The organism is Bacillus sp. NEAU-Y102 (genome assembly GCF_054788175.1).
In genome coordinates this window covers 642,167-662,269 of record NZ_JBTWFK010000001.1, presented here as the reverse complement: position 1 = coordinate 662,269, position 20,103 = coordinate 642,167, and the positions used below count along the sequence as shown (strand labels likewise).

20 protein-coding genes and 1 pseudogene are annotated in these 20,103 nt (G+C 34.6%); 16 read left to right on the top strand and 5 right to left on the bottom strand.

What is annotated here, in order from left to right; translation table 11 throughout:
- Positions 1–18 precede the first annotated feature (18 nt).
- On the bottom strand, positions 19–708 hold the full coding sequence (locus ACYFX0_RS03225; RefSeq protein ID WP_001104344.1) for a class I SAM-dependent methyltransferase: 690 nt from the start codon (positions 706–708) through the stop codon (positions 19–21).
- An 87-nt stretch (positions 709–795) separates the two neighbouring features.
- On the opposite strand from ACYFX0_RS03225, the gene ACYFX0_RS03220 reads away from it, so the two are divergent.
- The 6 genes from ACYFX0_RS03220 to ACYFX0_RS03195 all read left to right on the top strand — a co-directional run bounded on the left by ACYFX0_RS03220 (position 796) and on the right by ACYFX0_RS03195 (position 6,557).
- Positions 796–1,866, top strand: coding sequence for a helix-turn-helix transcriptional regulator (locus tag ACYFX0_RS03220; RefSeq protein ID WP_000544759.1), 1,071 nt, complete (start codon positions 796–798; stop codon positions 1,864–1,866).
- Positions 1,867–2,173: 307 nt separating this feature from the next.
- Positions 2,174–2,401: a hypothetical protein gene (locus ACYFX0_RS03215; protein ID WP_000849105.1), complete on the top strand. Its 228-nt coding sequence runs from the start codon at positions 2,174–2,176 to the stop codon at positions 2,399–2,401.
- A 289-nt stretch (positions 2,402–2,690) separates the two neighbouring features.
- Positions 2,691–2,993, top strand: coding sequence for a metal-sensing transcriptional repressor (locus tag ACYFX0_RS03210; protein WP_000349643.1), 303 nt, complete (start codon positions 2,691–2,693; stop codon positions 2,991–2,993).
- A 203-nt stretch (positions 2,994–3,196) separates the two neighbouring features.
- Positions 3,197–3,403, top strand: coding sequence for a copper chaperone CopZ (copZ, locus tag ACYFX0_RS03205; protein ID WP_000436973.1), 207 nt, complete (start codon positions 3,197–3,199; stop codon positions 3,401–3,403).
- Between the two features lie 95 nt (positions 3,404–3,498).
- On the top strand, positions 3,499–5,919 hold the full coding sequence (locus tag ACYFX0_RS03200; protein WP_460269858.1) for a heavy metal translocating P-type ATPase: 2,421 nt from the start codon (positions 3,499–3,501) through the stop codon (positions 5,917–5,919).
- Between the two features lie 158 nt (positions 5,920–6,077).
- Positions 6,078–6,557, top strand: coding sequence for a GNAT family N-acetyltransferase (locus ACYFX0_RS03195; RefSeq protein ID WP_000910172.1), 480 nt, complete (start codon positions 6,078–6,080; stop codon positions 6,555–6,557).
- Positions 6,558–6,576: 19 nt separating this feature from the next.
- Here the strand turns inward: ACYFX0_RS03195 and ACYFX0_RS03190 are convergent, their stop codons facing one another.
- Both ACYFX0_RS03190 and ACYFX0_RS03185 read right to left on the bottom strand, forming a co-directional pair.
- Entirely contained in the window at positions 6,577–6,849 is a 273-nt protein-coding gene (locus tag ACYFX0_RS03190) for an HU family DNA-binding protein (RefSeq protein WP_001043904.1), read from the bottom strand.
- A 140-nt stretch (positions 6,850–6,989) separates the two neighbouring features.
- Positions 6,990–7,805 carry a formate/nitrite transporter family protein gene (locus ACYFX0_RS03185; RefSeq protein ID WP_000110552.1) on the bottom strand — a complete coding sequence of 272 codons (816 nt, stop codon included), beginning with the start codon at positions 7,803–7,805 and terminating at the stop codon, positions 6,990–6,992.
- A gap of 192 nt (positions 7,806–7,997) precedes the next feature.
- Here ACYFX0_RS03185 and ACYFX0_RS03180 point away from each other — a divergent pair, with 192 nt between their 5' ends.
- Both ACYFX0_RS03180 and ACYFX0_RS03175 read left to right on the top strand, forming a co-directional pair.
- Positions 7,998–8,891, top strand: a complete 894-nt coding sequence (locus tag ACYFX0_RS03180; RefSeq protein ID WP_001095333.1) for a metallophosphoesterase — start codon at positions 7,998–8,000, stop codon at positions 8,889–8,891.
- A 107-nt stretch (positions 8,892–8,998) separates the two neighbouring features.
- Positions 8,999–9,235: pseudogene (locus ACYFX0_RS03175) on the top strand (amidohydrolase); the annotation flags it as partial.
- Positions 9,236–9,389: 154 nt separating this feature from the next.
- On the opposite strand, the gene ACYFX0_RS03170 reads toward ACYFX0_RS03175, so the two are convergent.
- Entirely contained in the window at positions 9,390–10,472 is a 1,083-nt protein-coding gene (locus tag ACYFX0_RS03170; RefSeq protein WP_000932447.1) for a chitinase, read from the bottom strand.
- A gap of 270 nt (positions 10,473–10,742) precedes the next feature.
- Between ACYFX0_RS03170 and gabP the strand changes: the two genes are divergently transcribed.
- The 8 genes from gabP to entD all read left to right on the top strand — a co-directional run bounded on the left by gabP (position 10,743) and on the right by entD (position 19,747).
- The gene (gene gabP, locus ACYFX0_RS03165; protein WP_106081628.1) at positions 10,743–12,137 is read left to right on the top strand and encodes a GABA permease; all 1,395 of its coding nucleotides are present in this window, start codon (positions 10,743–10,745) and stop codon (positions 12,135–12,137) included.
- A 123-nt stretch (positions 12,138–12,260) separates the two neighbouring features.
- Complete coding sequence (locus ACYFX0_RS03160) at positions 12,261–12,599, top strand: hypothetical protein (RefSeq protein WP_003309818.1); 339 nt, start codon at positions 12,261–12,263, stop codon at positions 12,597–12,599.
- A gap of 318 nt (positions 12,600–12,917) precedes the next feature.
- On the top strand, positions 12,918–13,460 hold the full coding sequence (locus ACYFX0_RS03155; protein ID WP_000248061.1) for a DUF420 domain-containing protein: 543 nt from the start codon (positions 12,918–12,920) through the stop codon (positions 13,458–13,460).
- Positions 13,461–13,575: 115 nt separating this feature from the next.
- The gene (locus ACYFX0_RS03150; protein WP_001179113.1) at positions 13,576–14,739 is read left to right on the top strand and encodes an iron-containing alcohol dehydrogenase; all 1,164 of its coding nucleotides are present in this window, start codon (positions 13,576–13,578) and stop codon (positions 14,737–14,739) included.
- A gap of 178 nt (positions 14,740–14,917) precedes the next feature.
- Positions 14,918–15,670 (top strand): DeoR/GlpR family DNA-binding transcription regulator, encoded by a 753-nt coding sequence (locus ACYFX0_RS03145; protein ID WP_000957288.1) that lies wholly within the window; start codon positions 14,918–14,920, stop codon positions 15,668–15,670.
- Positions 15,667–16,578, top strand: a complete 912-nt coding sequence (gene pfkB, locus ACYFX0_RS03140) for a 1-phosphofructokinase (protein WP_023522800.1) — start codon at positions 15,667–15,669, stop codon at positions 16,576–16,578. Before ACYFX0_RS03145 ends, pfkB begins: the two co-directional genes overlap by 4 nt.
- A gap of 13 nt (positions 16,579–16,591) precedes the next feature.
- Positions 16,592–18,448: a PTS fructose transporter subunit IIABC gene (locus ACYFX0_RS03135; RefSeq protein ID WP_460269852.1), complete on the top strand. Its 1,857-nt coding sequence runs from the start codon at positions 16,592–16,594 to the stop codon at positions 18,446–18,448.
- A 348-nt stretch (positions 18,449–18,796) separates the two neighbouring features.
- On the top strand, positions 18,797–19,747 hold the full coding sequence (entD, locus tag ACYFX0_RS03130) for a cell wall-binding protein EntD (protein WP_000735454.1): 951 nt from the start codon (positions 18,797–18,799) through the stop codon (positions 19,745–19,747).
- Between the two features lie 62 nt (positions 19,748–19,809).
- On the opposite strand, the gene ACYFX0_RS03125 is transcribed toward entD, so the two are convergent.
- Positions 19,810–20,055 carry a hypothetical protein gene (locus ACYFX0_RS03125; RefSeq protein WP_000814430.1) on the bottom strand — a complete coding sequence of 82 codons (246 nt, stop codon included), beginning with the start codon at positions 20,053–20,055 and terminating at the stop codon, positions 19,810–19,812.
- Positions 20,056–20,103 lie beyond the last annotated feature (48 nt).

The following is a 20,103-nucleotide window of genomic DNA, read 5'->3' as shown; positions in this document are numbered from 1 at the left end:
ATTGCTTACCTTTTTTCCTTATTGTTTAAAGGCAACGTATCCATCAATTAAAAAACTAGTGAAAAAGCGAGTCATTTGAGTAAAGCCACATTCCTCCATAATGGTTAATAAATTAGCTTCGGAAATAGGAAATATTTCTGTTTCAAAAGAATTTTCAAATCGGTCCCAATCTTCTAATGGAATTTGATTTTGCATCATATGGTTGCGCCAAGCATGTAATTGTGTAGAAAACATACTTGTATGGGGTACACCATTTATTGAAGAGAGAAAGAATGGCGCACCAGGCTTTAGGCGACTACTAATATCATTAATAAGTTCTTTTTTCTCCTTATTAGTTGGAATGAAGTGCAGGACAAGCATACAGGTGGCAGCGTCAAATAACTGATTTGGTAATAATGTATGGATAGTTCCATGTACAAGATGAACATGGTTTTGTATGCCTTCGTTTTTAATTCTTTTTTTAGCTAACTGTAGCATGCTTTCAGATGGATCGACCCCTGTAAAAGATAAATTGTTATTTTGTTTGCCTATTGAGAGAATTTCTTGTCCGCCACCAGCACCTATAACTAGTAAATTTGGATTCATGTTTTTTATAGGGAGTGTAGTAAATAAAAAATGGTTCATCATTTCATATAGGTGGTAGTAGCCTGGGATTTTACATGGAATTCTTTGTTCATATGAATTTACGGTAGTATCATTCCAATTCATTTTTAACCTCCTAAGTATGTGTTTTATAGGTTTATTATGAAATGAAATTATGAAGGGGAACAATCCCGTAAATCTGGGGGGAAGAGGATGCATGAAAAAACAATGAAAGAAATTAAAATGGTAGCGAATCATATAAGTTCTATAAGATCATTTCAAGAGTCATTTCTCCACTTGATACGTAAAGTTATTGATTTTGACGCCGCTTGTTTTACAACTATAGACCCAATTTCTTTTTTATCTACTGGGGCATTTACCGATGAGAGTGTTGAAAAGATTCATCCACAATTGTTTATGAATGAATTTTTAGAAGATGATTTTAATAAATTTAAATGTTTAACAGAACACTCTCCTCATGTTGCTTCTCTAAGTATGGCGACAAATGGTGAACAAAAGAAAAGCTCTAGATACCGAAATATTTTAAAACCAGCAAGTTTTGGAGATGAATTAAGGGGCGTTTGTATGAGTAAGGGGAAATGTTATGGCCATCTTAGTTTATTTCGAGGAAGTATAAGTCCCGCTTTTCATATCGATGATTGTAAGTACTTAGCAACGATAGTCCCAATCGCTGGAGAGGCTTTAAAGAAGACAGTTTCTATACCTTTTTCAGAAGAGAAGGTGATAGGCACAGGTACGATTATAGTAAGTGAGGATTTTAGTGTATTATATTGGAATCAAGGTGGCAGCGAGTGGCTTTCAAATCTTAGAAAGCATGAACAGTTAAATATAAAAGAAATACCAAGGCCAATACGTGCGGTTTGTTCGAAAGTAAAGGCTAACGAGTATAATGTAGGGTGTATGAATAGAGAAGAAAACGTTTGTCTACCTTTAGCCTATGGCCATTTTTTAATCATTCGGGCTAGTAAGTTAGAACGTACAAGTAGTTTTCAAGGTGGTTATATTGTTCTATTCGAAAGAGCAAGACCGGAAGAGATTTTTCCACTTATTATGGAAGCTTATAGTTTTACAATACGTGAGAAGCAAGTAATACGTAAAATTCTTACAGGTATGTCGACAAAGGAATTAGCCCAAGAACTTTGTATATCTATATACACGGTACAAGATCATTTAAAATCCATTTTTGAAAAGACTGGGGTAAGTAGCAGAAATGAACTTGTGTGGGAAGTATTTTCGAAGTTTTGCTTTGATGTCAATGAATGAAAATAAAACAACTCTACAAAGATCACATGAAGTACGGTGGATGAGTTGTAGGATTGGACTTAAAAAGGTTATGGATGAAACGTTCCATAACCTTTTTTGATATGTAGAATTGTCCTTTTTGAACGTTTTGTTTCAACTTTTCGTCTAAAGAGACAAAAAGTTGTCACAATTCGGTCACAATTAGCATAAACATAAAATAGACGAAATGAACTTATTTCCAAAAAAGCTTAGTTCATTCCAATCATGATTCGTAGAGCTGCAAAAGCATGGATTAAAAGTTCACTATATTTTCAAGGAGGTAGATCGTATGAAAACTATTCTTGCTATAGCTGGGCTTATTTGGGTTTTATCACATGGAATTCCAATTTATGAAGGAGAACAAATTCGCAGTGCTCTGAATAAAAATTTTAATGAATATCATGTTATTGATCGGCAAGATAATGTTGTGACAGTTCGTGTAAATGACTGTTTTCATACGGTAACCGTGGAAGGAACTTCAGTAGTGAATGATGAAAAAGTATGTGATCAGCAATAATTATATATAGAAGGAAAAAAGTCTCAATTTATACACGTATAAATTGAGACTTTTGTATTTATGGATGAATAATAAGAGGGGATGGATAATCCCCTCTTATTATTTTTTTGAAAAAAGGAAAGGGTATCATGATAATTGAGGCTGAGAAGCTAATAAGTTGTTAAGAATAGGCATAAAGTGTAAATATACTCTTATGGGGTATCATGCGTAGATATTTAATGCTATAATTGGTATACTCATAAAAACAATTGTTTTATTGGATGAAGAGAAACTTTAAGAAGGTGATAATATGGATCATAAAGAGAATGAAGCAGTAACACATAGATCAGAAAAAGAAAAAGAACAGATTATAAATAGATTAAAGAGAATTGAAGGACAGGTTCGCGGTATTCAAAATATGATTGAAAATGATCGTTATTGCGTGGATATTTTAGTGCAAATTTCAGCGATTAATGCAGCGATGAAAAAAGTAGGAATGGGCGTTCTCAAAAATCATACGAGTCATTGTGTTTCAGGAGCTATTAAAAATGGAAATGGTGACGAAGCAATTGAAGAATTAATGACAGTATTTGAACGTTTTTCAAAAGCGTAAAAACAAGCTAGTATTTAACTGGCTTGTTTTTTTGTTTACCCTTATATTGGATTTTGGTGTATTGTAGTGAAAAAGTGTGTGTAAAATAAACTTTTAGAAAATAATTGAAAAATCATGATATAAAACCATTGATTACCTTAGGGGGGTATGGTAAGATGTAATTGTGATTAACAAACAATGAATAAACAAGAGGAGGATTTTAAATGGAACAGTTAACATTACAAGTTGAAGGTATGTCTTGTGGACATTGTGTAAATGCTATCGAAAGCAGTGTGAAAGAGCTAAACGGTGTTGAACAAGTGAAGGTTCAATTAGCAGAAGGAACTGTTGAAGTTACTATCGATTCGTCTGCTGTAACATTAAAAGATATCGTTGCTGTAATCGAAGATCAAGGATACGATGTTCAATAATTATTTTTAGATATGGAGATAAATCGTACTTTAAATGAAGTACGATTTATTTTGCTAATAATTATACCTCATAAGGGTATATAGAGGTGAGAGACATGAATGAAAAAAAAGAGGCCAATCTTCAAATATCAGGAATGACATGTGCGGCATGTGCAAATAGAATTGAAAAAGGTCTAAAAAAAGTAGAAGGTGTTCATGAGGCAAATGTAAATTTTGCGCTTGAAAAAACAAAAATAATGTACGATCCAACTAAAACAAATCCGCAACAATTTAAAGAAAAAGTTGAATCGTTAGGATATGGAATTGTAAGTGATAAAGCTGAATTTACTGTTTCAGGAATGACATGTGCAGCATGTGCAAATAGAGTTGAAAAGCGTTTAAATAAGTTAGATGGTGTGAACAAGGCGACAGTAAATTTTGCTTTAGAATCAGCCACAGTAGACTTTAATCCTGATGAAGTTAATGTAAATGAAATGAAGAGCGTGATTACGAAGCTAGGATATAAATTAGAAGTGAAACCAGATGATCAAGATGCATCAACTGATCATCGATTACAAGAAATTGAGCGACAAAAGAAGAAGTTTATTATTTCGTTTATTTTATCTTTCCCATTATTGTGGGCAATGGTTAGTCATTTCTCATTTACTTCGTTTATTTATTTACCAGATATGTTAATGAACCCTTGGGTGCAACTAACACTTGCAACTCCTGTTCAATTTATCATTGGTGGACAGTTTTATGTTGGGGCTTATAAAGCGTTACGCAATAAAAGTGCTAATATGGATGTTCTCGTGGCGCTTGGAACGTCGGCCGCCTATTTCTATAGTGTATATTTAAGTATTCAATCTATTGGTTCTTCGGAACATATGACAGATTTATATTTTGAAACGAGTGCGGTACTTATTACATTAATTATTTTAGGTAAATTATTTGAAGCGAAAGCAAAAGGGCGCTCATCAGAAGCGATTAAAAAATTGATGGGTTTACAAGCGAAGACAGCTACAGTTGTGCGAGATGGAACAGAAATAAAAATTTTGATTGAAGAAGTAGTAGCTGATGATATCGTCTATGTAAAGCCTGGTGAAAAAATCCCAGTAGATGGGGAAATTGTAGAAGGAAAGTCAGCGATAGATGAATCGATGTTAACAGGCGAAAGTATTCCGGTTGATAAAACAATTGGAGATGGAGTAATCGGTTCTACAATAAATAAAAATGGGTTTTTAAAAGTGAAAGCCACTAAGGTAGGCAGAGATACTGCATTAGCTCAAATTATTAAAGTAGTAGAAGAGGCTCAAGGTTCAAAAGCTCCTATTCAAAGGGTAGCAGATCAAATTTCAGGTATTTTCGTACCAGTTGTAGTTGTGATTGCAATTATCACATTTGCAGTGTGGATGCTATTTGTTACACCTGGTGATTTTGGCGGAGCACTTGAGAAAATGATTGCCGTACTTGTTATCGCTTGTCCGTGTGCATTAGGGCTTGCAACGCCTACATCTATTATGGCAGGATCAGGAAGATCGGCTGAGTATGGTATTTTATTTAAGGGCGGGGAGCATTTAGAAGCAACACACCGATTAGATACAGTTATTCTAGATAAAACAGGTACTGTGACAAACGGGAAGCCGGTGTTAACAGATGTAATTGTAGCAGATGGATTCCGTGAAGAAGAAATACTACGTTTAGTAGGGGCAGCAGAAAGAAATTCTGAACATCCACTTGCAGAAGCGATTGTAGAAGGAATTAAAGAAAAGAAAATTGATATCCCAAGTTCAGAAACGTTTGAAGCGATTCCAGGATTCGGTATCGAATCAGTTGTAGAAGGAAAACAATTATTAATTGGCACACGTCGATTAATGAAGGAATTCAATATTGATATTGAAGAAGTTTCTAAATCAATGGAAGCGCTAGAACGAGAAGGAAAAACAGCAATGCTTATTGCAATCGATAAAGAATATGCCGGTATAGTTGCCGTTGCAGATACTGTGAAAGATACTTCAAAAGCAGCTATCGTAAGACTGAAAAAAATGGGTCTAGACGTTGTGATGATTACAGGAGATAATACACAAACTGCTCAGGCGATTGCAAAGCAAGTTGGTATTGATCACGTAATTGCAGAAGTATTGCCAGAAGGAAAAGCAGAAGAAGTGAAAAAACTCCAAGCACAAGGTAAGAAAGTAGCAATGGTTGGAGATGGAATAAATGATGCTCCTGCTCTTGCTACGGCGGATATCGGTATGGCAATTGGAACAGGAACGGATGTAGCGATGGAAGCGGCAGATATTACGTTAATCCGCGGTGACTTAAATAGTATTGCTGATGCGATCTTTATGAGTAAAATGACGATAAGAAATATTAAACAAAATTTATTCTGGGCATTAGCTTATAACGCGTTAGGAATTCCAATCGCGGCATTAGGCTTCTTAGCACCTTGGGTTGCTGGAGCAGCGATGGCATTTAGTTCTGTATCCGTTGTATTAAATGCATTAAGATTACAAAGAGTTAAATTAAAGTCTTAAAAAGCTACATTAAAGTAATTGAATAGAATTAAAAAACAATACTTTGAATAAGTATTGTTTTTTTGTTCGTATAGAAATTAAAACGATATAATAAAGAAGAAATATGGAATCGTATGTAGTAGAAAAGTTAAGAGGTAGTTTGGTAAGGAGACTTATATATGTTAAAAGATATTATAGTTAGAACATTTCAGAAAGAAGATTTAGAGCAAGTATTACAATTGTTCTATGAGACAGTTCATACGGTTAATGCAAAAGATTATAATGAGTTACAGCTACAGGCGTGGGCACCAAATCGACTAGATAGAGAAAGCTGGTTAAAGTCTTTAGAGAAGAATATTAGTTATGTAGCGGATCATAACGGTGTGATATTGGGATTTGGGGATTATAACGATGATCATTACGTAGATCGTTTATTTACACATAAAGATTATCAAGGGAAAAGAGTCGCTTCATACATACTACAGATGTTAGAAAAAGAAGCAGTGAAATTGGGGCATAGGGAGATATATACAGAGGCGAGCATTACCGCAAAACCTTTTTTTAAAAGTAAAGGTTTTATTTGCATAAAAGAACAAAAGAAACAGCATAATGGTCAGATTTTTATTAATTATGTTATGAAAAAAATATCCTTCTCATAAATGAGAAGGATATTTTTCATTATTTTACAGCTTCTTTTAGTTCTTTACCAGCTTTGAAAGCAGGTACTTTAGAAGCTGCGATTTGCATTTCTTCACCAGTTTGTGGGTTACGGCCTGTACGAGCAGCTCTTTCGCGAACTTCGAATGTACCGAATCCGATAAGTTGTACTTTTTCACCAGCAGCTAAAGTGTTAGTGATTGATTCTACTACAGTTTGTACAACTACAGTAGCTTCTTTTTGAGAAATCTCAGCATTTTGTGCTACGTTTTTAATTAATTCTGTTTTGTTCATGTTTTTCACCTCATATGTAAATAATGCTATTTAAGTTGTTATTATAACGTATAAAACATTCGAGAACAAGTGTACGTACATATATTCGCAAAAAAAATGAAATTTGTAATATTTTTTAGGACACTTTATAGACATTCCATTTAAGCGGATAGAGATTTGTTCTTCATTTCAGTCTTCTCTTGATGAGAAGGTAGTTTCTTATTATAAGATATGAAGTAAGGTAGTGCTACAAATAACATACCCCCTACTAAATTTCCAAAGAAAACAAAAATAAAGTTTGGAAAATATTCAGCCCAAGTGAAATGACCGGCAAAAATCGCAGCTGGGATGACAAACATATTGGCTACAACGTGTTGAAATCCAATCGCAACAAAAGTCATAACTGGGAACCAAATACCGATAATCTTTCCGATAAATTCTTTACTTCCCATACTGAGCCAAACAGCTAAACAAACGAGCCAATTACATCCGATTGCAGAAATAAATGCTTGCAATGGTGTATCTTGTAGTTTCGCTTGAGCGATAGAAATAGTTTTCGCTAAAAAAGCTCCTTCAGTTAAGCCGACGATATGACCGAAAAAATAGGCTACGAATACAGCTCCTATGAAATTGCTAAATGTAACAATAACTAAATTTCGTATGAAATAAAATAAAGTAATTTTCTTTTGGAACCAGGCCATAGAAACTGTCATCATGTTACCAGTAACTAGTTCACCGCCTGCAAGAATAACGAGAATAAGACCAATAGGGAATACAGCAGCGCCTAGAAAACTAGAAAATGATCCCCAATATTTTGGCATTGTCCCAATAACATGAATATCGAGTAAATACCCTAATGAGATAAAAGCACCACCAAAAAAACCAAGAATTAGCATAGGGAGCAATGATAAATGACCTTTTTTCCTTCCTGAATTCGCAGCAAGTTTCGTAATTTCTTCTGGTGTAAATACAGACATGAATAACCCCTCCGTAATAAAATGATGGAATGAATAGAAAAAATTCAAAAATCTACGTATTATAAAAATATGTTATGACTTCTGTATAAAATTGTCAAAGTGAATAGAGAGGGAACGACATATTGATAACATTGTTCATGTTGTCACATTAATGTAACAATAAGGATTTAAAGTGTTTCTAGAGGTGAAAACATGAATACGAATCATGTAAAAAAAGAACGAAAAAAATCAATCGTAAAGATATTTATTATTATTTTTATAAGTATATTAATGATACCAGTAAGTTTGTATTATTATGCGACAGAAATAGAACGAAAATTAGTAACAGTTACGTGGAATGAAATAGAAGCTTCTGCAATTCCTAAAGAATTTAATAATAAAAAAATATTACAGTTTTCAGATGTACATTTAGGACCAGAGTTTACACTGAAACAACTTGAACATTTAGTGGAGAAGATGAATGAATTACATCCAGATATAGTAGTTTTTACTGGAGATTTAATAGATAAATTTGGGTCTTATAGTGCGGAAAGAGAAGAAGCGAAGGCTATTTTGCAGAAAATTTACGCTCCCTTAGGGAAATATGCTGTGTTTGGGAATCATGATAGGGGCGGGGGCGGTAGTTTATTTTACAAAAAATATATGGAGGAAGCTGGTTTTTCTGTATTAGTAAATGAAGTGCAGAAAATTAAAGTGGAAAACGGCAAATATATTACAATATCAGGTTTGGATGATTTTCTATTAGGGAAGCCGCAAATAGATTCAACTTTAAAAAACTTGAAACAAAATGATTTCAACATGTTATTAGTACATGAGCCGGATGTTGTAACCAAAATCAATCGTTACCCAGTTGATCTTCAACTGTCAGGACATAGTCACGGAGGACAAGTCCAAATTCCTTTTGTAGGTCCGTTAATTACTACCAAACTAGCTGAGAACTATGTTGAAGGTATGTATGAAGTAGAGGGGAAGAGTAAGCCGTTATATTTATATGTAAATCGTGGCATTGGGACTACTAGGATGCCTGTTAGATTTTGGAGTGTACCTGAACTTTCAATTTTTGTGTTGAAGCAAAATAGTGACTAGAATAGTAGGAGGACTTTTAGAGAAAGTTCTCTTTTTTTAATGGTTAAATACTGAATATTATGTAAGTTTTGTTTAAAGTGTTAAATAAAGAAAGGGGAATTTCTAGGATAGAAACATGGCATAAAGAATTGGAAAGTTTATATAATCAAATAGTTTCATGACGAAGAGATTTTCATCAATATCCAGAGCTATCGTTTCAAGAAATAGAAACGCCGAGAAAAATAGCTGAAATCTTAAAAAGTTTTCATATTGATGTGAAAACAAATATCGGGAGCAGAGGAGTAATCGGCGTAATTGAAGGTGGAAGACCTGGGAAGACGATAGCGCTACGTGCTGATTTTGATGAACAAGCAATGTTAATTGGTGGTAAATTACTTTTAAGTCTTGTGAATAGTTATGTAAGAGATGAAAAAGAATCTCTTCATCATGTAGAAGTGAAAAAGTAATTTACATAAATAAAAAACAACAATAGGCCCTATAACCTATTGTTGTTTTTTATTATTTTTGCAAGGAAAGATTATCAAAATATGTTCTGTAAGTATTAGAGAATTCAAAGTTGTTTTTTGCATCCCAATTAATAGACCAAGACATTAGGCCGCGGAATGCAGGATAGCCACTCTGATTTGAAAGTTTATACTTTCCTCCGAAAGGAATGCCCTTAATGATATAATCTAAAGCTTTTTTCATTTCAGTTGGAGAAATGTACCCGCCACTTGGAGCGGCCGCTGGAGCTGCAGGAAGTCCAATCATGACTTGATCCGAACGAAGAGCTGGGAAAATGTTATTTGCATTACCACCTACAGGAAAACCATGTAAGAGCATATCCGCCATAGCGACTTCGTAGTCTGCAGTACCTTGATTGTAGTTATTACCGTCCATTCCAATCCCGCTACCAGCATTGTAGTGTTGAACGTGAATGTATGTTAGTTTATCTTTCACTCCATAAATAATTGGTAAATATGCACCCCAGATGCTTCCGTATGCGCTATAACCGCCTTGAACATAAGCTGTTTCAGGAGCCATGCTTAATAGAAAATCTGGACCATAATGATCTGAGATTGTTCGAATAGCTGATATAAGATTTACGATTTGAGGAGTAGTTGGGTTTTTGAAATTAGTGTCATTTCCGTTTAAGTAAATACCCGATTCAAGGTCAATATCTATTCCATCAAAATCATATTTATCAATCAGAGATTGTATGGAATTAATAAAACGTTGCTTAGCGGCATTGTCAGGGAGTAAAACGACCCCATTTTGTCCACCTATTGAAAGAACTACTTTCTTTCCTTTACTTTTTAAATAAGAAATATCTGATTTGAATTCTGCATCTGTACCATATACAGGGGAAAATTCAACAGTGGAACGATCACCACCAGTTTCACCGAAAGATACATTGATTACATCCCATTTTGGTGAAACGTCTCTTAATTTAATAATGCCAGTACCGTTATCGAAGTTATGCCAGTATCCAACGAGTAATTTTGAACCTAAATTGTTTGCTGCTTGTGTTTGGAAAGGGGATAGCGGTAGTAGTAAGAACATTACTAAAATACAACAAAAAAATTTGAACTTGTTTAACATATTAACACTCCTATACAAAAAGTTGTCTAGATGTATAATCTTGTTTATTTAATGATATCTGAAAATTCTTTCTTTTGTAAGAGGACTATAATTTTCTCAACAATTGTGTATGGGAAAGTATTAAACCTAATGAAATAATTTTTGAAGGAGATTGAATTGCAATTGTTGAATTCAGAATATTTTGATATATTTTAAAGTATAGGACAAAATCTTTCGCACAGTACTCTTACATAAATTTCAAAATTTAGTTTGGAAGGGGATGTACAAGAGTTGGATAAAAATCTTAAGAAAGACCTCAAAATACGCCACATTACAATGATCTCAATTGGTGGCGTAATAGGAGCTGGTTTGTTTGTTGGAAGTGGTGCGGTTGTGCATTCGGCAGGACCTGGTTCTATCGTTTCATATGCATTAGCAGGGCTTCTAGTTATTTTCGTTATGAGAATGCTGGGGGAAATGGCAGCTATTAATCCGACAAGTGGTTCATTTGCAACATATGCAAGAGAAGCAATTGGTCCATGGGCAGGTTATACAATTGGGTGGCTATATTGGTTTTTCTGGGTAATTGTTATTGCAATAGAAGCTACAGCAGGTGCTGGTATTATTCAATACTGGATTCCGGAAATCCCACTCTGGTTATTAAGCTTAATATTAACGATTTTATTAACGTTGACGAATGTTTTCTCGGTGAAATCATTTGGAGAATTTGAATATTGGTTTTCATTTATTAAAGTAATAAGTATTGTTTTGTTCCTTTGCTTAGGTCTTGCTGTTATTTTAGGATTTGTACCAGGAACGGAAGCACCTGGCACTTCGAATTTAGTAGGGAAAGGAGGATTTATGCCAAATGGTATAAGTTCGGTGTTACTTGGAATCACCGTCGTTATATTTTCATTTATGGGATCTGAGATTGTTGCTGTAGCCGCTGGAGAGTCTGCCGAACCTGTAAAAGCAGTAAAAACAGCAACAAATAGTGTGATTTGGCGTATTCTCGTATTTTTCATTGGATCGATCGCTGTAGTTGTTACACTCCTTCCGTGGAATTCAGCGAACATACTAAAAAGCCCATTTGTGGCGGTATTGGAACATATAGGGATACCAGCGGCAGCACAAATTATGAATTTTATCGTTTTAACAGCTGTACTTTCTTGTTTAAATTCGGGTTTATATACGAACTCAAGAATGCTTTTTTCAATGGCAGAAAGAGGAGATGCACCAAAGGCATTTTTGAAATTGAATAGTAGTGGTGTTCCGGTTCGGGCGGTTTTATTTGGAACTTTCTTTGCTTACATTGGAGTTGTTTTTAGTTACATATCTCCAGATAAAGTATTTTTATTTTTAGTGAATGCATCTGGCGGTATTGCATTACTCGTTTATCTCGTTATAGCAATTTCACATTTCAAGATACGTAAAAAAATGGGGAAAGCAGAACAACAAAATTTGAAAGTGAAGATGTGGCTTTTTCCATATGTAACATATGTTACAATTGCTGCGATTATAGCAGTTTTAGTTGCAATGATCGCAATTGAATCTTTACGTTCACAGGCACTATTAACGATGCTTGTTACTCTTCTTATAATAATTTCTTATTTTATTTTTAATAGAAATAAAAATAGTACAGTATTGAATTCCGAAAGTAAAAATGAGGAATCTGTTCGATTCTAATTTCTTGTTTTAGAAGAGAGTTACACCCAATCATTGCTATAAAAGAATCATAGAAACAAGTAATTACTATTGTCATAGCGAATATAAACTTTTTTCTTGACTTTTTATACGAAGGCGAGCAGAATGGTAAAAAAGGAAGGGGGGATGATGTTGGAAGAGTACGTATTAGAGCTGTATAACTTGTTATATACGACAGAATGGCAAGATATTGTTTCGTTTCTAGGAATAGTATTTTGCATGAAAATTGTAATTGTATATATGGAAGAGCAAGGTATGTTCTATTCCTTCTCATCTCCGTTCGATGTGCAGCGCGAGCCGTTGCTAAACTATGCCAATGTGAATTACGAACAATTTCCTTTTGTACTATTCTTTATGATTCGATTTATAACAGCAATTGTAAAGAAGAAGGAAAGTGATGATGAAGAGTGCCACGCAACTTGTAAGGTAGCTAATGTTTTTTAAGCTAAATACAAGGAGGAGATTTATATGTGGTTTCGATTTCTTATGATTGGTTTCTTTTCATTAACAGCAATTTCATTAATGGGATATCAAGTGTCTGAAATTTTTCAAGCATATAGCGATACATTTTTTAACAAAAATTAATCGCGTTGCTATTTGAATACTAAAGCGATAAAATCCTTCTTAAGAAGTTTTATTAAGAAGGATTTTTTTCTTTGTCTTGTCTTGCTGTGTCAAACTATTGTCACATTTACACTGTGAATAATATGTTAAAATAGTGAGGTTATGTATACATACTTGAAGGAAGAGGGAGTGACCATTTTGGTGAATCAATCAACAAATCAGAAAAGCTATGCTCCTATTGTGATAACGCTTTCTGTAATTGTAAATGCGATTATTTTATTTTTGTTCTTTGGACCTGTTGGCTATGAAGGAGAAGTACATTTTGATGTAACAATTTTACCAATGTTAAATGCGATTTTTAATAGCTTTACGTTCGTATTCTTATTAGCAGCTTTATACTCTATTATTAAAAAGAATGTGAAAATGCACCGTGGTTTTATCCTCGCAGCATTTACAACGACGTTGCTATTTTGTGTTTCTTATTTATCGTATCATTACTTGGCGCCAGCAACACATTTTGGCGGAGAAGGGTTCATTAAATATGTGTACTTCATTATTTTAATTACGCATATTATCCTTGCTGCAATTATTGTACCACTTGCATTGTTTGCACTTGTATTTGGTTTTACAAATCAATTAACACGTCACCGTAAAATTGTACGTTGGACGATGCCAATTTGGTTATATGTAAGTTTATCTGGTGTTATTGTTTACTTAATGATCTCACCTTATTATCAATAAAAGTCTCAGCCCTTAGGCTGGGGCTTTTTTGTTAAGCAAATCTTTTTGTGAAATGAAAAAAATATGGTATACAAAAGTATAGTTGCTTTTCATATAGAAGGGATGGTAAAGAAATATGCAAAATTTTGTATTTCGTAATCCAACGAAACTTATTTTCGGTAAAAATCAATTAGAACAGTTAAAAACTGAAATTCCACAGTTTGGTAAGAAGGTTCTTCTCGTATATGGAGGAGGCAGTATTAAAAGAAACGGTATTTATGATAATGTAATTTCTATTTTAAAGGATATTAATGCAGAAGTATTTGAATTGACGGGTGTTGAACCGAATCCTCGTGTATCAACTGTAAAGAAAGGGATTCAAATTTGTAAAGATAATGGAGTTGAATTTATTTTAGCAGTTGGTGGAGGAAGTGTAATCGACTGTACGAAAGCGATTGCTGCTGGTAGCAAATATGATGGAGATGTATGGGATATTGTAACGAAAAAAGCATTTGCTAGTGAGGCATTACCATTTGGCACTGTACTTACTCTTGCTGCGACAGGTTCTGAAATGAATGCAGGCTCGGTAATTACAAATTGGGAAACGAATGAAAAGTATGGATGGGGAAGCCCAGTTACATTCCCGCAGTTTTCAATTTTAGATCCAGTTCATACTGCATCTGTACCGAGAGATCAAACGATTTATGGTATGGTAGATATTATGTCACATGTATTAGAACAATATTTCCATCATGGAACGAATACAGAACTACAAGACCGTTATTGTGAATCTGTTTTAAGAACAGTCATTGAAACAGCACCTAAGCTTTTAAGTGATTTAGAAAATTATGAGCATAGGGAAACAATTTTATATTGCGGAACGATGGCGTTAAATGGCATTTTAGCGATGGGAGTAAGAGGTGACTGGGCAACTCATAATATTGAACATGCAGTTTCTGCTGTTCATGATATACCGCATGGAGGTGGGCTTGCGATTTTATTCCCGAACTGGATGAAACATGTTGTAGAGGAAAATGTAAGTCGTTTTAAACAGTTCGCTATTCGTGTATTTGATATAGAAACAGATGGCAAAACAGATAAAGAAGTGGCGTTAGAAGGAATTGAGGCACTGCGTCAATTTTGGACTTCAATTGAAGCGCCAGCAACATTAGCTGATTACGGTATTGGAGAAAATGAAATTGATATAATGGCTAATAAAGCGATGGTGTATGGTGAATTTGGTAACTTTAAAAAATTAAATAAAGATGATGTTCTAAGTATATATAAAGCTTCTTTATAAGTGAATTTAGAAAAGAAACCTATTTGATTGTTTGATCGAATAGGTTTCTTTTTTGCTGTTTATAAGCGTTTATGAATGTTTGTGATTATTTTTGAATGTTTGTGATTATTTTTGACTGTTTGTGGTTGATTTTTGTGACCGTTTTCATTATACTGTAATCAAAGAAGAGGTGAATAAAATGTTAACTCCTGAACGTCATCAAATGATATTGCAACTTGTAAAAGAACAGAAAGTTGTAAAATTACAGCAATTAGTTGAAAGAACAGAAAGCTCTGAGTCGACAATTCGCCGTGATTTAGCACAATTGGAAAAGCAAAGGTTATTAAAAAGAGTTCATGGTGGTGCCGCTGTTTTAACAGGAAAAGGGCAAGAACCAACGATGGTTGAAAAATCATCCAAAAACATTCAAATAAAACAACAAATTGCTAATTATGCGGCTAGCGTTGTTGAACAAGGTGATTGTATTTATTTAGATGCAGGGAGTACAACATTTGAAATGATTCCATTTTTAATCAATAAAGATGTTACTGTCGTTACGAATGGACTTATGCATATTGAAGCTTTAGTTGAAAATAATATTCGTGCGTATTTACTAGGCGGAATGATGAAGAGTAGGACGAAAGCTTTAATCGGTGCTATGGCACAGGAAAGTATGCAGAAGTATCGCTTTGATAAATGTTTTTTAGGTGCAAATGGTGTACATGAACAGCTTGGCTTTACAACGCCAGATCCAGAAGAAGCGCTCCTAAAACAAATGGCATTAACATTAGCAAACGAAGGATATTTCTTAATTGATGAAAGTAAGTTTTCAGAAGTTGCGTTTGCGAAAATTGCAAATGTTGAAGATGCAAATATTATTACAAACCATTTAGAAATTGATTTAGAAAAATATAAAAAACAAACCAATGTAATTGAGGCTGATAAACAATGATCTATACAGTTACTTTAAACCCATCTATTGATTATGTAGTGCAAGTTCCTTCTTTTGATTTAGGAACAATAAATCGAGCGGAGAAAGATATGAAGTTTCCTGGAGGAAAAGGAATTAATGTTTCTCGTGTTCTTCAGCGTTTAGGTGTTAAAAATATAGCACTTGGATTTACTGGTGGATTTACTGGTCAATTTATTAAAGAGGTATTACATGACGAAGGTGTAACAACAAACTTCGTCCAAGTAGATGAAGATACTCGCATTAATGTGAAAATAAAAGGGAAAGAAGAAACAGAATTAAATGGCCAAGGTCCTATTGTAACAAAAGAGCAGTTCGAACAGTTAATGAAAAAAATTGAGAGTATGCAACCTGGAGATTGTGTTGTACTCGCTGGGAGTGTACCAGTCTCTATTCCAAGTACCTTTTACGAATCAATCGCTGCGTTTGGAGCTGAAAAAGGTATTCGTGTAGTAGTAGATGCAAGTGGAAGTGCACTGCAACATGTAATTAAAAATAAGCCGTTTTTAATTAAGCCAAACCACCATGAACTTGGTGAGTTGTTTGGAGTGGAGCTTTCAACAGTAGAAGACATTTTACCTTATGGAAGAAAATTAATTGAACAAGGTGTAAAACACGTTATCGTATCGATGGCTGGAGAGGGAGCTTTATTATTTACGGCAGAAGGTATATATGAAGCGACTGTTCCAAAAGGTGTTGTAATTAATTCAGTTGGGGCCGGAGATTCTCTTGTTGCAGGGTTTGTAGGCAAATATGAACAGACAAAAGATATTGAAAAGGCATTTCAATACGGCGTTGCAACAGGGAGTGCAACAGCATTTTCAGCTGATTTATGTAAGAAGGAAAAAGTAGAAGAATTATTGTCGCAAGTAATTGTAGCTAAGCGATAGGGGGAAGCAACATATGAAAATTACAGAACTATTAAAAAGGGATACAGTCATTATGGATTTGACAGCTTCAAATAAAGAAGCTGTCATAGATGAATTAGTTGAGAAATTAAACGGGGCAAATCGTTTAAATAGTAAAACGGAATTTAAAGAAGCTATTTTAAAGCGGGAGTCCCAAAGTACGACTGGAATAGGGGAAGGTATTGCAATACCTCATGCGAAGACAAAGGCTGTTAAACAACCATCGATTTGTTTTGGTAGAAGTGTAAGCGGTATCAATTATGAGTCGCTTGATGGACAACCGGCACACTTATTCTTTATGATTGCTGCAAGTGAAGGAGCGAATAATACTCATTTAGAAACGTTGTCTCGTTTATCGACATTATTAATGGATGAAGGGTTTCGCAAGCAACTATTAGAAGCGAAGGATGAAAGTGAGCTTCTTCAACTATTTGATGAAAAAGAGAATGAAAAAGAAGAAGAGATTGAAGTTGCAAAACCAGAAGGAAATGAACCGTACGTACTTGCTGTTACAGCTTGCCCAACTGGAATCGCTCACACATATATGGCGGCGGATAGCTTAAAAGCAAAAGCGGCAGAGTTAGGAATAGCGATTAAAGTTGAAACGAACGGATCAACAGGTATTAAAAACGGTTTAACGAAAGAGGATATTGAACGTGCAACAGCTATTATTGTTGCGGCAGATAAACAAGTAGAAATGAATCGTTTTGCTGGTAAACATGTCATTCAAGTGCCAGTTGCTGATGGGATTAGAAAAACGGAAAATCTGCTTAAACGAGCTGTCAAACAAGATGCACCAATCTTTAAAGGTGTAAAAGAGGATGGGAAAACAGAAAGTATTGAGAGAGAAAAAGGATTAGAAATTTATAAGCATTTAATGAGCGGTGTAAGTAATATGCTTCCATTCGTTGTTGGTGGCGGGATTTTAATAGCGCTAGCATTTTCGTTTGGTGGTATAAAGGCGGAAGGTCCTTTAGCTGAATTGTTCATGTCAATTGGTGGAGGAAAAACAGGTGCGTTTTTATTCCTTGTACCAATTTTAGCTGGATTTATTGCAAGCTCTATTGCTGATCGTCCTGGTTTTATGCCTGGTGTTGTAGGTGGATTTTTAGCGGCGAATGCGAATGCTGGATTTTTAGGTGGATTAATTGCTGGTTTCTTAGCTGGATATGTTGTTTTAGGGTTAAAAAGATTATTTTCAGGACTACCAGTACAATTAGAAGGAATTAAACCTGTTTTGTTATATCCAGTCTTTGGATTATTGATTACAGGAGTTGTAATGCAAAAAGTAGTAATTCCGCCTGTAGTAGCATTAAATGAAATGTTGACAGGGTGGTTAAATGGTTTAAATGGTACGAATGCTATATTACTAGGTCTTATTTTAGGTGGTATGATGGCAATTGATATGGGTGGTCCAATTAATAAAGCGGCATTTACGTTTGGTATTGCTGCAATAGAAGCACAGAATTTTGGAGTGCACTCAGCAGTTATGGCTGGTGGTATGGTACCGCCACTTGCGATTGCATTCGCAACTACATTCTTTAAATCAAAGTTTACAGAAGCGGAACGTAAATCTGGTTTAACAAATTATATTATGGGAGCATCGTTCATTACAGAAGGTGCGATTCCGTTTGCAGCTGCAGATCCGGTTCGAGTAATCGTAAGTTGTGTTGTTGGTTCAAGTATTGCAGGTGCGTTATCTATGTTATTCCAAATTACATTACCGGCACCGCATGGTGGATTATTTGTAATAGCATTAGTAAATAAACCGTTACTATATATTTTCTCTATATTAATTGGAACGATTGTCTCGGCTATTATGCTAGGTGTTTGGAAAAAGAAAGTTCAATAACAAATGAAAAGAGAGTAGCTTTTAGTAGCTGCTTTCTTTTTATTACAAAAAAATAGGTTAACAATGGAATATTGATGCTTTTTGGTAAAAGATGTAATGAATTTTGGGTTTTTTGTAACAAAAAAGTAACACTGTAATTTTTTCTGGAAAAAGTTCTTGTGCTCGTATGTAAAAAATATATGAAAACCATTGGAGATTGTATTAAAAATACATTTTATTAATATGGAAATTTATGTTACAGCTCATTAATCGTATATTACGAATGCTTTGTAATTGTGTGATTTCTAAAAATTCTGAAAATCTGTTGCTATAATGAAAATACGAAAACAAAGCAAATGGAGGCTATTCATGAAAAAATTATTAAGTATAGCAACAGCAGCAGTTTTTGGTCTTGGGATTTTTGCAGGTTCTGCTAAAGCGGAAACAATTGTAACGACAGACGTATTAAATGTTAGAGAAAACCCAAATGTAGAGTCAAAGCTTGTAGGTAAAGTGTTAAGTGGGAATACACTAGATGTTATAAATACAGAAAATGGATGGACAAAAATTAAGTTGAACGGTAAGGAAGCGTTTGTAAGTGCTGAGTTTACAAAGAGCACATATTATGTAACGGCGGGCGTATTAAATGTTCGTGCTGGAGCGAATACTGATTCTGAAATTTTAGGTAAACTTAATAAAGGTGATGTGATTGAAACGACGAATCAAGTTCAAAATGAATGGTTACAATTCGACTACAATGGAAAAGTCGGATATGTTCACGTGCCATTTTTAACAGGAACGGCACCTGTAATTGAAAAGAAAGAAGTTGTAGCTCAAGAAGAAGCGCCGGCTAGAACAAATACGCCGGTTAAAAATAATACAGCAGTTAAGAATAAAGAGTCTGTTAAGAGTAACGATTCTATTAAGAAGGTAGAATCAAGTAAACCTGTGGTAAAAGAAAAGCCGGCTGCAAAACCAGTTGCGAAATCTACTGAAACAAGTGCGCCTACTGGTGGTCGTGAAATTACAGTAGAAGCGACGGCATATACAGCAGATCCGAGTGAGAATGGTTCGTATGGTGGTCGTGTATTAACTGCAATGGGGCATGATTTGACAGCAAATCCAAATATGAAAGTAATTGCTGTTGATCCGAAAGTAATTCCGCTTGGCTCAAAAGTATGGGTAGAAGGATATGGAGAAGCGATTGCTGGAGACACTGGTGGTGCGATTAAAGGAAATCGTATTGATGTATTAGTCGGTTCAGATGGTAGTGCTAATAGCTGGGGGCGCAAATCTGTAAAAGTGAAAGTTATACAATAGGTTATCGATATTAATATAAAAAGCGGTTGCTTGAAATTATGTAAGCAGCCGCTTTTTATGGATTATTGAAATGGATAAATAGTTTTACCTGTAATAATTTTATATGCACTGCAAAATTGCGTTTGTATATATTCTGTATTTTTATTTTCTACATGTAATGTTGTTTCATGGAGAGTAGAATGAAAAGCCCGTAGTAAACAATTTAGGGCGAAGTATAATTCCTCTTGTGAACAATTTTGTTCTTTTGTAGAAGTAGCTAAAATGAGGTCTTTTGTCAAAGATGAAAAATTGATGGTGGATTGTTTCATAGTTAACTCATCCTCTCGAAACTATTTTTATCATGTATATGCAGAATT